Source organism: Halalkalicoccus sp. CGA53, from assembly GCF_036429475.1.
Lineage (GTDB): Archaea > Halobacteriota > Halobacteria > Halobacteriales > Halalkalicoccaceae > Natronorarus > Natronorarus salvus.
In genome coordinates this window covers 1,727,328-1,742,426 of record NZ_CP144125.1, presented here as the reverse complement: position 1 = coordinate 1,742,426, position 15,099 = coordinate 1,727,328, and the positions used below count along the sequence as shown (strand labels likewise).

General features: G+C 65.8%; 14 protein-coding genes. 6 read left to right on the top strand and 8 right to left on the bottom strand.

The genetic code is table 11. The features are described 5' to 3' along the window. Positions 1-39: 39 nt before the first annotated feature. The 3 genes from V2L32_RS10425 to surE all read left to right on the top strand — a co-directional run bounded on the left by V2L32_RS10425 (position 40) and on the right by surE (position 3,106). A complete protein-coding gene (locus V2L32_RS10425; RefSeq protein ID WP_331236428.1) occupies positions 40-804 on the top strand; it encodes a prephenate dehydrogenase in 765 nt (254 codons plus the stop codon). Beyond that, positions 801-2,222: a small ribosomal subunit Rsm22 family protein gene (locus tag V2L32_RS10420; protein ID WP_331236427.1), complete on the top strand. Its 1,422-nt coding sequence runs from the start codon at positions 801-803 to the stop codon at positions 2,220-2,222. Before V2L32_RS10425 ends, V2L32_RS10420 begins: the two co-directional genes overlap by 4 nt. A gap of 83 nt (positions 2,223-2,305) precedes the next feature. After that, positions 2,306-3,106, top strand: a complete 801-nt coding sequence (gene surE / locus V2L32_RS10415; protein WP_331236426.1) for a 5'/3'-nucleotidase SurE — start codon at positions 2,306-2,308, stop codon at positions 3,104-3,106. A gap of 254 nt (positions 3,107-3,360) precedes the next feature. Here surE and V2L32_RS10410 read toward each other — a convergent pair whose 3' ends face one another. Both V2L32_RS10410 and V2L32_RS10405 read right to left on the bottom strand, forming a co-directional pair. Next, positions 3,361-3,882 (bottom strand): cupin domain-containing protein, encoded by a 522-nt coding sequence (locus V2L32_RS10410; protein ID WP_331236425.1) that lies wholly within the window; start codon positions 3,880-3,882, stop codon positions 3,361-3,363. A 164-nt stretch (positions 3,883-4,046) separates the two neighbouring features. After that, positions 4,047-4,655, bottom strand: a complete 609-nt coding sequence (locus V2L32_RS10405; RefSeq protein ID WP_331236424.1) for a class I SAM-dependent methyltransferase — start codon at positions 4,653-4,655, stop codon at positions 4,047-4,049. A gap of 407 nt (positions 4,656-5,062) precedes the next feature. On the opposite strand from V2L32_RS10405, the gene V2L32_RS10400 reads away from it, so the two are divergent. Continuing rightward, entirely contained in the window at positions 5,063-8,335 is a 3,273-nt protein-coding gene (locus V2L32_RS10400; RefSeq protein ID WP_331236423.1) for a bacterio-opsin activator domain-containing protein, read from the top strand. A 744-nt stretch (positions 8,336-9,079) separates the two neighbouring features. Here V2L32_RS10400 and V2L32_RS10395 read toward each other — a convergent pair. Both V2L32_RS10395 and V2L32_RS10390 read right to left on the bottom strand, forming a co-directional pair. Beyond that, the gene (locus V2L32_RS10395; RefSeq protein WP_409348415.1) at positions 9,080-9,394 is read right to left on the bottom strand and encodes a chorismate mutase; all 315 of its coding nucleotides are present in this window, start codon (positions 9,392-9,394) and stop codon (positions 9,080-9,082) included. Then, the gene (locus tag V2L32_RS10390) at positions 9,352-10,203 is read right to left on the bottom strand and encodes a shikimate kinase (RefSeq protein ID WP_331236422.1); all 852 of its coding nucleotides are present in this window, start codon (positions 10,201-10,203) and stop codon (positions 9,352-9,354) included. Before V2L32_RS10390 ends, V2L32_RS10395 begins: the two co-directional genes overlap by 43 nt. 87 nt (positions 10,204-10,290) lie before the next feature. On the opposite strand from V2L32_RS10390, the gene V2L32_RS10385 reads away from it, so the two are divergent. Further along, positions 10,291-10,719 carry a DUF5796 family protein gene (locus tag V2L32_RS10385; protein WP_331236421.1) on the top strand — a complete coding sequence of 143 codons (429 nt, stop codon included), beginning with the start codon at positions 10,291-10,293 and terminating at the stop codon, positions 10,717-10,719. Positions 10,720-10,733: 14 nt separating this feature from the next. Here the strand turns inward: V2L32_RS10385 and V2L32_RS10380 are convergent, their stop codons facing one another. Both V2L32_RS10380 and V2L32_RS10375 read right to left on the bottom strand, forming a co-directional pair. After that, entirely contained in the window at positions 10,734-11,297 is a 564-nt protein-coding gene (locus tag V2L32_RS10380; protein WP_331236420.1) for a sugar O-acetyltransferase, read from the bottom strand. Positions 11,298-11,399: 102 nt separating this feature from the next. Continuing rightward, on the bottom strand, positions 11,400-11,534 hold the full coding sequence (locus V2L32_RS10375) for a DUF7128 family protein (RefSeq protein ID WP_331236419.1): 135 nt from the start codon (positions 11,532-11,534) through the stop codon (positions 11,400-11,402). A gap of 83 nt (positions 11,535-11,617) precedes the next feature. Here V2L32_RS10375 and V2L32_RS10370 point away from each other — a divergent pair, with 83 nt between their 5' ends. Beyond that, positions 11,618-13,726: a CDC48 family AAA ATPase gene (locus V2L32_RS10370; RefSeq protein WP_331236418.1), complete on the top strand. Its 2,109-nt coding sequence runs from the start codon at positions 11,618-11,620 to the stop codon at positions 13,724-13,726. Here V2L32_RS10370 and V2L32_RS10365 read toward each other — a convergent pair. Both V2L32_RS10365 and V2L32_RS10360 read right to left on the bottom strand, forming a co-directional pair. Beyond that, the gene (locus tag V2L32_RS10365) at positions 13,723-14,382 is read right to left on the bottom strand and encodes a protein sorting system archaetidylserine decarboxylase (RefSeq protein ID WP_331236417.1); all 660 of its coding nucleotides are present in this window, start codon (positions 14,380-14,382) and stop codon (positions 13,723-13,725) included. The two genes, V2L32_RS10370 and V2L32_RS10365, sit on opposite strands and share 4 nt — an antisense overlap. Before the next feature lie 125 nt (positions 14,383-14,507). Then, positions 14,508-15,068 carry a DoxX family protein gene (locus tag V2L32_RS10360; RefSeq protein ID WP_409348420.1) on the bottom strand — a complete coding sequence of 187 codons (561 nt, stop codon included), beginning with the start codon at positions 15,066-15,068 and terminating at the stop codon, positions 14,508-14,510. Positions 15,069-15,099: the final 31 nt, after the last annotated feature.

The following is a 15,099-nucleotide window of genomic DNA, read 5'->3' as shown; positions in this document are numbered from 1 at the left end:
CCGAACCGGTTTTGCCCGCGGCCCGGGAAGGGCAGGTGAATGAGACTGCTGATCGTCGGGGCGGGGGCGATGGGGCGCTGGTTCGCGGCGGCGGTCGCCACGGGAGTGGACGAGATCGCATTCGCCGACGTGGACCACGCGGCCGCGCAAGCGGCGGCCGAGGCGCAGGGTGGTCGAGCGGTCGCGATCGACGGTGAGGAGGGGTTCGACGCGCTCTGTGTCGCGGTGCCGCTCTCGATCGCCCCGACGGCCATCGAGGAGCACGCCTCGCGGGCGGGGGCGGCCGTCTTCGACGTGAGCGGCGCGATGACCGAGCCCGTGAACGCGATGCGCGCGGCCGCATCCGACCGCGAGCGAGCGAGTCTCCACCCGCTGTTCGCCCCGGAGAACGAGCCCGGAAACGTTCCGGTGGTCGTCGACGAGAGCGGCGCGATCACGGAGGAGGTCCTCTCGCGGATCGAGGCGCGTGGGAACGCCCTGGTCGAGACAACCCCGGAAGAGCACGACCGGGCGATGGAGACGGTCCAGGCGAAGGTCCACGCCGCGGTGCTCGCCTACGCGCTCGCGCGCGACCCGGTCCCGGAGGGGTTCGAGACACCGGTCTCGCGGGGGCTCGACGACCTGGTCGAGACGGTCACCGGCGGAACCCCGCACGTCTACGGCGAGATCCAGGGAGCGTTCGACGGAGCGGAGAGCGTCGCGAGCGCGGCCGAACGGATCGCAGCGTCGGATGGGGAGGCGTTCGAGGCGCTCTACCGCGAGGCCAGCGAGGGAGCGATCCGATACGACGCGGGAGACCGATGACGCCCGAGGAACGGGCGACGATCCGCGATACGGCACGCTACCTCAGGAACGTCCGGCCGATCGATCCCGAGGAGCTGACGGAGTACGTCGAGAGCCGACCGCACTCGGCAGTCGTTCGACAGGTGCTCAGGGAGAGCGCCGCCGAGGTCGGCCTGCTCGAACGCGAGGACGGTCTCTTCGTCCCCGTTCCCGACAGCCCTCTCGTCCCCGAGTTCGACGGCGTGGACCGGCTCCCGGAGCGCTACGAGCGCCGACTGGACGGCCTCCTGACCGATCGGTTCGGTCCGGAGTGGGAGGACGACGAGTCGGGCGACGCACTCCGGGGGGCGATCCGCGACCTGAAAGAGCGCTACTACCGCGGGAGGGACGTCGCCTACGACGAGACGGCGGCGCTCGGCTACGCGCTCTACCACCTGCAGGACTACTACGCGGCGATCCAGTACCTCCTCGACGAGCTCGGCTCCGTGGGGCTGCTCCCCTCTCACCTGCGGGTTCTCGACGTCGGGGCGGGCGTCGGCGGGCCGGCACTCGGACTCGCGGACTACGCCGGGAGAGCGCTGATCGAGTACCACGCGATCGAGCCGAGCGTCTCCGTAGGGATCCTCTCGGAGCTCCTCGCGGAGACGGGCCCGAACGTCCATCCCCGGATCCACCGCGACCGGGCGGAGACGTTCGAACCCGACGGGGAGTACGACCTGCTCCTGTTCTGTAACGTGCTGAGCGAACTCGACGCTCCGGTCGAAACGGTCGAACGGTTCCTCCCCCACCTCGCCGCGGACGGCACGTGCGTCCTCCTCGCGCCCGCCGACCGGAACACCGCGATCGGCTTGCGTACCGTGGAACGGGCGCTCGCCGACGACGGACCGCTCGACGTGTTCGCGCCCACGCTCCGGCTCTGGCCGGGCGAGCGGCCGACGGACGAGGGGTGGTCGTTCGACGTGCGTGAGGACCTCGAACCGAGCGGTCTACAGGAACGTCTCGACGGGGGGAAACGAGGCGAGAGCGATCCGGGGGAACGGACCGCCGCGACGGGCGAGTTCGTGAACCGGGACGTCCAGTACGCCTACGCGCTGTTGCGTTCGGACGGGAAGCGACGGATCGACGCGGAGCCCTCGCGATCCCGATTCGCCCCACTCTGTGAGATGGACCGCCACGTCACCGATCGGATCGACTGTCTCTCGGTGAAACTCAGCCGGTCGCTCTCTACGGGCCGACCGCTCTACCGGATCGGCGACGGCAGCCAGCGGGAGGACTGTTTCGCCGTGGTGACGAACGAGACGTCGCTGAACCGGGGGCTCCGAGAGGCGGCCTACGGGGAACTGCTCGTCTTCGAGTCGGTGCTGGTGCTCTGGAACGGCGACGAGGGGGCGTACAACCTGGTCGTCGACGACGAGACGGTCGTCGACCGGGCGGGGTGACCGCCGAGTGAGGGGTGGGGTAGTGAGAGCTGTCGGGCGAGCGGGATAGGTGGGCTTTTCCCCCCACCCTCCGAGCCGTGGCCATGGACGCAGACGGCACGCCCGAGGTGCTCCTCACGAACGATGACGGCATCGACAGCCCCGGCCTCCACGCGCTCGCCGACGCGCTCTCGGAGGTCGCGAACGTCACCGTCGTCGCTCCTGCGGACGACCAGAGTGCGGTCGGGCGGAAGATCACCGTCTCGGGCTCGGTCTCCGTCGAGGAGCGGGATCGGGGCTACGCCATCGGTGGAACGCCCGTGGACTGCGTCGTCGCGGGCCTTGAGGCGATCGGACCCTACCCGGACCTCGTCGTCGCGGGCTGTAACACCGGCGCGAACCTCGGCGCGTACGTCCTGGGTCGCTCCGGTACGGTGAGCGCGGCGGTCGAGGCCGCGTTCTTCGGACTGCCGGCGATCGCCGTCTCGCTCTACATCCCCGAGAGCGAGTGGGACGGCAAGCACCGCGATATCGAGGACTACGCCGAGGCGGCGCGGGCGACGCGACACCTCGTCAAAGGGGCCCCCGACGCGGGGATCTTCGAGCACGCGGAGTACCTCAACGTGAACGCGCCGATCGCCACTGGGGTGCCGGCGGGGATGCGTGTGACGACGCCGTCGCCGGTCTACGACATGGAGGCGAGCCACGACGGCGACTCGATCACCCTCTACGACCGGATGTGGGAGCGGATGGCCGACGAGGAGATAAACGACCCCGAGGGGAGCGACCGCCGGGTCGTCGTCTCGGGTGACGTGAGCGTCTCGCCGCTGACGGCCCCGCACACCGCCCGACCGCACGAGTCCCTCGACGCCGTCGTCTCCGAGTTCAACGGTCGCGACCCGTAGAAGGACGGGTCGGAGCCCGAAACGCGACCACGTAGGCGTTCTCCGGTCCGAGTCACTCTCATCGAATCGCGAGTGGGTAGAGGCGGGTCGCTCCGGTCGGCCCGTCGACACCCGGACGTACACCCCGGTCGGGACGCGTCCTCGTGCGATCCCGTTGACCGACCCCGAGCCGCGCACCGATCGAGAAGCGTCGACCGTTACTCGGCGTCGAACCGCTCGCCCGTGGCGATTCTCCGGCTCTGGCCGCTGGACCCCTACCGTCCGTTCTCCCACTCGTCCTCTCCGCCCCACGGCGGCGGTCCCAGTATCTCGAAACCGTACTCCTCCTGGAGCGCCGCCACCTTCTCCACCTCCTCCGGTGTCGGTTCCGTTCCCGGGGGAAGCGTTCGTTCGTCGGCCGGCGTGCCGACGTCGAGGACGAAGTTCTCGAGACCCGGTGGGGAGGTGAGACAGAGGTGTCGGGCGGGAATCTCGCCCTCGACCCGGTAGCTGTGGGGCGTTCCGTGCGGCGCGTAGACCGTCGACCCCTCGGGTGCGCGGATCTCTCGCTCCCCGACGCGAAAGGTCTCTTCGCCCTCGAGGACGTAGAACAGTTCGTCCTCGGCGTGGTGGACGTGCCACGGCGGCCCGAACCCTGGTGGTGCGAGCTCTTCGACGAGCGAGAACGACCCGTGCGTATCCGCGCCGGTCGCCTTTATCGTCACGAGCGTTCCGAGGAACCAGACCGGCGTTCCCTCACCCTCTCCTACGGCGAACGGCTCCGGCGGCTGTGCCATTCATGCCTCGAGGACGTTTCGCGTAAAGAGCCTTTCTCGGGTCGATGGGAGCCGTGGCGTGTCTGACGGAGGACGGCGGGCACCGCTCGTTTCCACCGGTCTACGTCGTACGAGCGATTCGAGACGTCGTCTCGGAGTCAGACGGGTGACGGGACGAAGCGGACCTACGCCTCCGGCGGGGAGAACGCGCGCAATGTGTCGCGGCCGGCCGGCTGTACGCTCACCTCTTCGAGTCCGAGTTCGGTGAAGATCCGGGTCCAGTCGCGGTGATAGAGCGGGAACTCGTCGTTGATCCGGAGGACCTCGGACGCCGACCCTTCGGGCTCGTGTTCGACCGTCACGAGCAGCGAGTCGGTGATCCGGACCAGCTCCTCGAACACCCACTCGCTGTCCGGATGCAGGTGCTGGAGCGTCTCGACGGCGAACGTCACGTCGTACCGGTCGTCCTCTATCCCCTCGATCAGCCCCTCCACCGCCTCGAAGTGGAAGGTTCCTCCGTCGCTGAGTTCGGGATACGCCTCGGCCATCACCTCCCGTGCCCCCTCGTTCACCTCGATCCCGTGGAGGTCCTCGTAGCCGTTCGCGTGGAGGTGTGCGAGGTGTCGTCCCGAACTGCAGCCGAGTTCGAGGACGCTCGCCGTCTGCCCCACCCTCTCGTCGAGCGTCTCTCGAACGAGGTCGCTCGTCGCGTTCGGCCCGTGGTGGGCGTAGTACGCGGGCGAGAACTCGCCGGAACGGCCGGCCCACTCGTCTCTGACCTCGGTCGGAGTCACTACGTGCGAGTCACGACCACGACGGATAAGGGTAGTGGGTGTGTCCGGTCACCGCTCGGATCGATTCGTCCACGGAGTGCTCGTGTCTGTCGTCGGATCGATCTACACGACTCGACACCAGACCGGCGGCAGTCGATGGAGAACGAGCCGGTACGTGTTGAGAATTGACGTTGTACAATGTCCTTCGCCACCGGCCCGACTGGCCCGATCGGTTCTCGTCCGTGGAACTCACTGGTACGAGACGGCCACGATATCGGTGTGTTGACTCGACCGCGCTCGAACGCGACCCACGTACCGGCGAGGGTGGTCTCGGGGTGGCGAGTGCCGACGACGGGTCTGGAGGTCCGGGGTACACCGGCGGTTTCCGTCAACGGAAGGTTTTTCTCCGGTTACAGGTATCGAGACGCATGAGTTCCTCGGTACCCTCTCCGTCGTCCGTCCTCGAGGTGGTTGATCAGCTCGCACCGCCAGGCACGCCGTTGACGACCCCCGAAGTGGCCGAGAGGTTCGACTGTACGGATCGAACTATCTACAACAAACTCGACGCGCTCGTCGAAGAGGGGCCTCTCGAAACGAAGAAGATAGGGGCGAAGGGCCGGGTCTGGTGGCGACCGCTTCGAGAGTGCGAGACCGAGTACACTGGTGGATTCGACCCGGAGGGAACCGTCACCGATAGCACCGGGTCCGAACGGAGGAGACACGTCGGGGAACCTACCTTCCGTCAGTTGTTCGAGTCGATCGATGAGGGGGTCTGCATCGTCGAGAAGATCGACTCCGACCCGGGCGAGCCGATCGACTTTCGGTACGTAGAGGCCAACCCGGCCTTCGAGAGGCACACGGGAGGGGGCGACGTGGTTGGAACGACTATCCGGGAGTCGTTTCCGGGCGAGTCGGAGGAGGTGTATGACCTCTACGACACCATCTTACAGACCGGGGAATCGGTTCAGTTCGAGTATGAGCTTGAGAGGAACGACTGCTATCTAGAGATATTAGTATTCCGACTTGAAAACGAGGAGCGGAAACTCGGCGTGCTGTTCAGAGATATTACCGAGCGCAAACGTGCCGAAACTGCATTACGTGAGAGCGAGGAACGCTATCGGACCCTGTTCAAGTCGATAACCGAGGGCTTTTGCGTCCTCGAGAAAGTCGATACCGACCCGGACGAGCCAATTGATTTCCAGTACGTAGAGGCGAACCCCGCCTTTGCAGCCCAATCCGGTATCGATGACGTGGTTAGAAAGACGATGCGGGAAGCGATTCCAGAACTGTCCGAAGAGTGGTTCGAGACGTACGATACCGTCGTACAAACCGGGGACGCGGTTCGATTCGAGCGCGAACTCGAAACCGAGGGGCGAATCTTAGAGCTATACGCATTCCAAGCGGGAGATGGAACAGACGAGCAAGTCGAGGTGATTTTCCAGGATATTACCGAACGCAAGCGTAGGGAAGAAGAACTGCGTGAACGAGCAGAGTTGGATGCTTTCCGTGTCGAACTCACCGACACGATCCGTCCACTCGCCGATCCTGTGGAGGTGCAACAGGAGGCCGCCCGCGTTCTCGGCGAGCAGCTACAAGCCGATCGAGCGAACTATTGCGAAGTCCTCTCCGAGGACGGCAGGGTGCTGGTCCGTAACGAATACCTTCGTGGCGACATTCCGTCTGCTCTCGGTGAGCATCACCTCGACGACTTCGGCCAGCACATCCTCGAGACACTCCACGAGGGTGATCCCGTGGTGGTAGACGATCTGGGGACCGATCCGAAGTTCAGTGAGGACCAACGCGCCTCCTATCTGGAATACGGTGTTCGTTCGTTGATGGCCGCACCGGTAATCAAAAACTGCCGATGCACGGCGTACGTAGTCGTCAACCAGTATACTCCTCGAGAGTGGACGGAGGTTGAGGTCGCAATGGTTCAGGAGACGGCTGAACGTACGTGGGAGGCCGTCGAACGAGCTCACGCCGAGAAATCGTTGACACGAGCGAACGACGCTCTCGAACGGCTCAACGAGGCAAGTCAGGAGCTGATGAGGGCTGACACAACGGCGATCGCTACCCACGCTGGTTCACTCGCCCGGACCGCACTTGATCTCGAGTACACAGCCCTTTGGTGCTATGACGAGACTACCGGTGAGTTCCAGCAGTACACCAGTCACGCAGAATCGAAGACAAGCTCCGATGCGATCGATCTTCCTACTGATCTCTCCGAGCGAGCGTGGCAGGCATTTATCAACGACGAGATAGCGATTGAAAACGACCTCACATACGCCTCTGAGACTGAAACTCCCTCGAACTCTCAGCTTCGGAGTTGTGTAATCGTGCCGCTTGGTAGATACGGCGCCATCTGTGCAGGCACCACTGGAACCGGAATGATCGACGAGGTAACGGTCGATCTCACTGAAACGCTCGCAGCGACCATCGAAGCGGCGTGGAATCGTGCGACGAGCGAACAGCAGTTAGCACAGCAGAACGAGGAACTGGCACGCCTCGACCGTCTCAACGGTCTCATTCGGGAGATCATTGAGGCACTAGTTGAGGCAGATAGTCTTCCAGCGATCGACCGAGCCGTTTGCGAACGACTGGCGGAGTCGAAGCAGTACGAGTTCGCTTGGATCGGTGACCGGGATGCGGTCACGGACACGATCCTTCCACGAGAGTGGGCGGGGGTCGATAGCAGCTACATCGACGATCTCTCGGTCTCAATCGACGAACAGTCGACGGAACGGAGCCCGATCGCCACGGCAGCGCTCTCACACCGGATACAGGTCGTGTCGGATATCGCTACAGAGACACAGTTCACTCCCCGGCGCGAGGCTACGTTGGAGCGGGGCGCTCGCGCGTGTATTTCCGTTCCACTCGTCTACGACGAGGTCCTCTACGGGGTGCTTTCGATCTACGCGCGTCAGCCACAGCCCGACGAGCGTGACTTCGTCGTCTTCGAAGAGCTCGGGAGAACGATAGCGCACGCGATAAACGCGATAGAAACGAGAGAGACGCTTCAGACGGACCGCGTCGTCGAGCTTACAGTACGGTCCCGCGAGTCGAGAGCACCACTGTGCCAGCTCGTACGGAAGACCGACTGTACGATAGAGTTCGAGGGACTCGTACACCGAACGGCCGGTGAACCGGACGTCTTCTTCACCGTTGCTGGAGCTTCGGTGGAGGAACTCCTGACTGCCGGTGAGGAGGCGGCCGCGATACAGGAACTGACGTGTATCGCAACCCACGGGAGCCACTCCTTGTTCAGAGCACGGGTATCCGAGCCAGCGCTCGCATCACGGTTCGCCGAGCAGCACGCGATCGTGCGCACGTTAACCATCGAAGAAGGGACCGCAACCGCCGTCGTAGATATCCCTCACACGACCAGCGCTCGTCGGTTCGTCACGGACATGCAGCAGTTCGCTCCCGATCTCGAGCTGCTCGCCCGTCGTGGTCGCGATCGGCCGCTCAAGACCAGACAGACGTTTCGGGCGATCTGTGAAGAACGTATGACCCCGAAACAACAGGCAGTCCTCCATACGGCGTTTCTGAGTGGGTTCTTCGAGTCGCCACGAGTGCGAACGGGGCGAGACGTCTCCGTATCACTGGACATCTCCCAACCGACGTTCAGCAACCACCTCCGGGCGGCCCAACGGGCAGTGTTCGAGGTGCTATTCGAGGAAAGCGAGATCACCATAGCGTAGGTCCATCGATCGTGTAGAGAGCGGCGTAGGCTAGATGCTGAGGGTGGTGCGTAACAGCCGTTTCCACCTTCTAGCGTCAATCGCTATTGACATGGCGGTAGCACAACCGAGTACGGTCGAGTGGGGGGTATCCATCCCTCACTTACGACCGGTCGAGCAAGAGAGTACGTGCCTCTGACACCACGTAACACTGCTCGAAACGGTATCACGTCTCTTTGTTCGTCTGTTCGAGTGGTGACGTGCGAAATGAGTTTCAATGAGGATAGTGACACGAACGGACGAACTACAGTCAGTACGAATACTTATTGTGCTGATACTCTATCGGTATCCGGGGAGCAGTGTTACGTGGTGTCAGAGGCGCCTGCACGGGTTCGACCCTCCCCTGGCACGCTCCCCACTTCCGTCAGAGCCACCTTCCTCACCTCCCCCTCCGGTGACTCGGCCGATCGAGTCCCTCGCCAACCACGTGCTCGCTCCCCTGGGTCGGGTACTCGACACCCGGCCGTCGTGCCGGTCGTTCAGCCGTCCGCGCCACTGGCGGCCGAACCGATCGTCACTCGGTGATCTGCATCACCCGACTCCGGTCTCTCTCGAGTACTGCCAGTCTCGGCTCGCTCGGAGTCGATTTCCCCTCGTCAGTAGTTCGAACCCTTCGTGTGCGATCACTCCACCGACGGGACCGATGACGTCGAGTACTGTCCGAGTAGAGCACGGCTACTCGGTTCGCACCTCGTCGGGGCGCAGTCACTCGTTTTCGGTAGCTTGTCTCTGCTCTACTTTGTTCAGTTCGATCAGTAGCCGAAAGATCGCCTTCACCAGGTTCGACTCCACGTCGAACCGTTCTGCGTTCTCGCCCGCCCGGTCCATCACCCGCTGTTCCTGACCCTCGTCGGTCGTCGGCAGCCCCTCGCGTGCCTTGACCTCCGCGATGGTGGAGGCGACGTAGGTCCGGCGGGCGATGAGTTCGACGAGATCGTGGTCGATCTCCTGGATCTCCTCGCGTAGCTCGTCCAGGTTCATCCCCGTCTCGCCCCCGCCGTCTGTGTGGTCGTCAGCCATGTGGTTCCGGTCCTCTCTTCCCACTGCTCACGCACTCCCCCTAACGCCTTCCGGTCGCCGACCGCCACCACGCTCGGGCCGGTCCCAGAGAGCGAGACCCCCTCTGCCTCGGGCAGCGCCTCGATCGCCGGCTCGGTGGGAAAACCGAGTGCGGCCGAGAACGCGAGTCCGTTCACCGTCATCGCCTCGCCGTACCGCCCGGCGAGGGCGAGCTCCTCGACCAGCTCCGCGATCGTGGCGATCCGCTCGCAGGCGGAGACGTCCGCTTCGGCGCTGAACGCTCGCTCCTCGGGCGTCCAGACGAGCACGTCCCAGTCGACGGTCTCGTGTGCGAGCAGTTCGTCGCGGGCGTTGTCGGTGACCGTCACCCCACCGAGCATGCTCGCCGAGGCGTCGTCGAACGCCCCGGTGACCGTCACGCCCGCCTCGCGAGCGGCCCGCACGCCGAGCAGGCAGGCCTCCGTGCGATCGACCTCGATCCCGAGCGCGTCACACGTCGCGAGAACCGTCGCGTTGGCCGCCGCGCTCGAGCTCTTCAACCCCGCCGCCATCGGGATCGAACTCTCGGTTCTCACGAGACCTCCGAGCGACTCGTCGTCGTACCGTTCGACCGCGAGCGAGACACACCGTTCGATCAGCGCCGTGTCGGCCTCCGGATCCTCCGCTATCTCCCCTTCGATTTCGGTACCGGGTTCGAGGGAGACGGTCGCGGTCGTCTCCACGCCGTCGATGGCGAACGCCGAGCCGCGCCCGGTGGCGAGCGCGTTGCAGATCGTCCCGGCTGCCGGTGCCCGTGCGCGGCCGTCCATGGCGGGTCGAGAGGGAGTAGTGACTTACCCGTGGCGGTTCGAGCACGCGATCCCGGTCGTTTTTGCCGCGCGGGGCGTAGTCCGCCCATGGAGTTCAGAAGCGACATCTCGCCCGCGACGCTCGGAGTCGAGTTCCGCGAGGAGGGGATCGCCGTCACCTATCTCGACGGACGGACCGTCGTCTACCGTCGCGAGCCCGAGGAGGTCGACGAACGCGTCGAGACCCCACCCGGAAAGGAGGTCCACGTCCTCGTCACCGACCCGACCGAGACCGAGGGCGTGATGGTGTACGTCAACGACCACGACACCCACGACGAGATCATCGAGGCGACCGGCGTCGGCCGCGTACTGATCGAGCCGGGCGAGACCGACGAACTCTTCCCGGGCGTCTCGGTGACAGCCCGGGAGGTCTCGGCGGTCGTCGAGGCCGATCCCGAGGTCGCCCGTGGCCGGGTGTTCGTCTTCGCCGAGGACGCGACCGGCGAGTTCGCCTACGAGATCACCGGCAGGGAGTAGTCTTCACCGACGTCTCACTCCCCACCGACCTCTTTTACGACCCTCGCGGGGTTCCCGCCGACGACCACCCCCGCCGGGACGTCCCCGATCACGACCGCGCCGGAGGCGACGACGCTGCCGTCCCCGATCTCGACGCCTGGATTCACGACCGCCCGGCCGCCGATCCAGACGTCGTCCCCGATCGTCACCGGTTCTCCGTACTCCAGACGCTCGGTCCGATCGTCCGGGTCGATCGGGTGGGTCGCGGTGTAGAGGTGGACGCCCGGCCCGAGCAGGCAGTTTCGACCGATCTCGATTCGACGAACGTCGAGAGCCACGCAGTCGTAGTTCGCGAAGAACCCGTCGCCGACGTGGAGGTTGTAACCGTAATCACACCGGAAGGGTGGCTCTATCAGACACCGCTCCCCGCGCGAGCCGAGGAGTTCGGAGAGCAGGCGATTTCGCTCCTCACACTCGTTCACTCGCGTCCGGCTGCACCGATCCGTGAACTCCCGTGCGCGTCTCCGTTCCGCGACGAGTTCGGGGTCGCTCGCGTCGTAGAGCGCTCCGGAGAGCATCCCCTCCTTCTCGTTGCTCATGGCCTCCCTTCGTCTTCCCGGGTGATCAACAGCGTGCGTCACGCTCCGCTCGCGGGTCGACGACCGGGTGGACGACGAGTCCGACCAGGAAAACCGCTCTCGCTACTGGATGTACGTCGGCTCCTCCGCGTCGCAGGTCCGTTCGTGCTGCCGCGCGCTCTCGCGCTCGTCGAAGAGCAGCCCGCAGGCTTCGCACTCGAACCAGGTCCCGTCCTCGCGTGTGGTCTGTGCGACCATGCGAGAGGGTGTGACGCCGTGACACATAGCAGTTGCCCCCGCCGGGGGCGAACGATAATGACGGCACGGTGGGTAGGAGGGGTATGAACGACGTAGAGGTCACGCTGACGGTCAAGGGTGCCGAAAAGCGCGACGCCGGCCGGGGGGTGGCGCGGCTTCCCGAGGGTGTTCGCTCGCGTCTCGGCGTGCTGAGCGGCGACACCGTCCTGATCGAGGGTGAGAAGACCACCGTCGCGAAGGTCTGGCCCGGCGGCGGCGACCTGGGAGCCGGCGCGATCCAGATCGACGCCGACACGCGACAGAACGCGGGCGTCTCGATCGGCGACACGGTCAGCGTGCGAAAACAGTCGGTGAGACAGGCCGCGAGCGTGACGGTCACCCCGCCCGTCTCGATCACCGAGGACGACGCGAGGAGCGTCGAGGCGGCGGTCAAACGCGACCTGCGGGACCGACCGGTGAGCGCGGGACAACGGGTACGGATCGAACGGCTCGGCGTCGGCCCCTTTACGATCACCCACACCGAGCCCTCCGGAACCGTCCACATCTCCGAGGAGACCCGGGTGACGGTTCCCGCGGACGTCGAAAGCGGCGCGGAGGAGGCGAGTGGCCGGGTGAGCTACGAGGACATCGGCGGCCTCGACGAGGAGTTAGACCTCGTCCGGGAGATGATCGAACTCCCGCTCTCGGAGCCGGAACTGTTCAGACACGTCGGGATCGACGCGCCGAAGGGCGTGCTGCTCTACGGCCCGCCCGGCACCGGAAAGACGCTGATCGCCCGGGCGGTCGCGAACGAGGTCGACGCGAACTTCTACACGATCTCCGGCCCGGAGATCATGTCGAAGTACAAAGGCGAGTCCGAGGAGCGGCTCCGAGAGCGGTTCGAGGAGGCCCAGGAGAACGCCCCCGCGATCGTCTTCTTCGACGAGATCGATTCGGTGGCGGGCAAACGCAACGACGGTGGGGCCGACGCCGAGAACCGCGTCGTCGCCCAGCTCCTAAGCCTGATGGACGGCCTCGAGGCCAGAGGCGACGTCGTCGTCATCGGGGCGACCAACCGGGTCGACTCGCTCGATCCCGCGCTGCGGCGGGGTGGCCGGTTCGACCGCGAGATCGAGATCGGCGTCCCGGACGAGAGTGGGAGAAAGGAGATCTTCGAGGTCCACACGCGGGGGATGCCGCTCGCCGAGGACGTCTCGATCGACTGGCTCGCGTCACGTACCTACGGTTTCGTCGGCGCGGACGTCCACGCGCTCGCGACGGAGGCCGGGATGAACGCCCTGCGCCGGTATCGCGACGAACGCGGCTCGCTCGCGGAGCTCCAGGTGACGAAGGAGGACTTCGAGGGGGCGATGGCGGCGGTCGAACCGAGCGCGATGCGCGAGTTCGTCGCCGAGACCCCCAAGACCGGGTTCGAGGACGTCGGCGGGCTGGCGGAGGCGAAACGTACGCTCCAGGAGGCCGTCGAGTGGCCGCTGACCTACGGCGAACTCTTCGACGAGACGGGGACGAAACCGCCGTCGGGCGTGCTGCTCTACGGCCCGCCCGGCACCGGGAAGACGATGCTCGCGCGCGCGATCGCGAGCGAGAGCGGCGTGAACTTCATCAGCGTCGCCGGGCCCGAACTGCTCGACCGGTACGTCGGGGAGTCCGAGAAGGCGGTACGAAAGGTGTTCGAGCGTGCCAGACAGTCCGCGCCGTCGATCGTCTTCTTCGACGAGATCGACGCCATCGCGAGCCAGCGTGGCGACGGCACCCACGAGGTGACCGAGCGCGTCGTCTCCCAGCTACTGGCAGAGCTCGATAGTCTGGCGGAGAACCCGAACCTGGTCGTACTGGCCGCGACCAACAGGCGGGAGGCGCTCGACCCCGCGCTCCTCCGGCCGGGTCGCCTCGAGACGCACGTCCTCGTTCCCGATCCGGACGCCGAAGCACGCCGGGAGATCCTCGCGGTCCACGCGACGGGCAGACCGATAGACGAGACGGTCGACCTCGACACGATCGCCGACGAGTTAGTGGGATACTCGGGTGCGGACATCGCGGCGCTGGTACGGAACGCCTCGATGCGGGCGATCCGCGAGATCGCCGACGAGTACGGCCCGGAGGAGGCGACCGAGCGCGCGGCGGAGGTCGTGATCGGGGAGGGACACTTCGCGGCCGCGCGCGAGGAGATCGACGCCGCCCGCGAGCCTTAGTCGGCCGACAGCGGCCGATCGTCGACCGCGGTCGCGTCCGTCCCGTCGAACCCGAACGGATCCGACCCCTCGGTGTCCGCCAGCAGTGTCTCGCCCGCGGTCACCCGCTCGCCTTTCTCGACGAGGAGGTCCTCCCTCCCTATCTCCGGGGGTAAGAGGACGTCCGCCCGGCTCCCGAACGCGATGTGGCCGATCTTCTCGCCGCGAGAGAGCTCGTCGCCGGTCTCGACGTAGGGGGTGATCCGGCGGGCGAACGCCCCCGCGATGAGCGTCACCGAGAACTCCTCGAACCCGATCTCGACGCGTTCGTTGTGCTCGGAGTCCTTCGAGAACGCCGGTCGGTAGTCCCCGGGGCTGTGTTCGACCCTCTGTACGGTTCCGTCGGTCGGCGCGCGGTTGACGTGGACGTCGAACGGACTCATGAACACCCCGACTCGGATCCGGTCGCCTTCCTCGCGGATCACCGTGACCTTCCCGTCGGCGGGCGAGACGATCCCCGAGAAGGGTGGCGAGCGGTCCGGATCGCGGAAGAAGAAGAGGACGAACCCGCCGACGGCGGCGAACGCGAGCGTGAGCCAGGCCGAGACGAGGAACGCCGGCAACGCGATCAGGAACGCGGGCACCGCGTACCAGAGAGCCCCGGGTGCGAAGCGCATGGCCCCGTTTCGTCGGGAGGGGTTACAGGTGTTTCGTGCGCAGGCAACGGTCGTCGGTACTCCACCGGGAAGAAGGAAGCTTCCGATCACTCGGTCCGGAGTTCGTAGAGTGAGTGAGATGGAGTTCAGCCGAGGAGGTACCTGGTTTTCGGGTAGCGCTCGACGAGCGGCTGGCCCCCAACGTCGATCCCCTCGATGTATCGGTCGAGCCCGAGGATCCGCCCCGCGCCGAACGCCGCGACCGCGAGGAACACCACGAGGTAGACCAGGTTCGAGTTCACGAACCCCAGCGGCCCCGCGACGTCCCAACTCCCCAGGTAGAACATCGCCATCTGCAGCGCCCCGCCGAGCGCCGCCAGTCGGACGAACGCCCCTGTAATGAGGGCGATCCCGATCAGCACCTGCGTCACCGGGACGACGACGTTCACCACCTCCATCAGCATCGTGCTCGCGGCCATCGCCGCGTAGATCCCCGCGACGGGACCCTCCGAACCCATGAGGTAGCCCGCCGCGTCGAAGGACTCGCCCGAGACGAACGCGACCTTCCCGAGGCCAGCCCCGAGAAACGCCCCGCCCATGACGAGCCGCAACGCGACGACGAACCACGCGGAAAGCGCGTGTGGCGTTCCGGTGAGCGTGAGCCCGCCGATCCTGCTCTCGAGTCTGTTCTCAGTCGGTGTGGATATGGACATGATCGGTCTCTCCTTACAACTACTG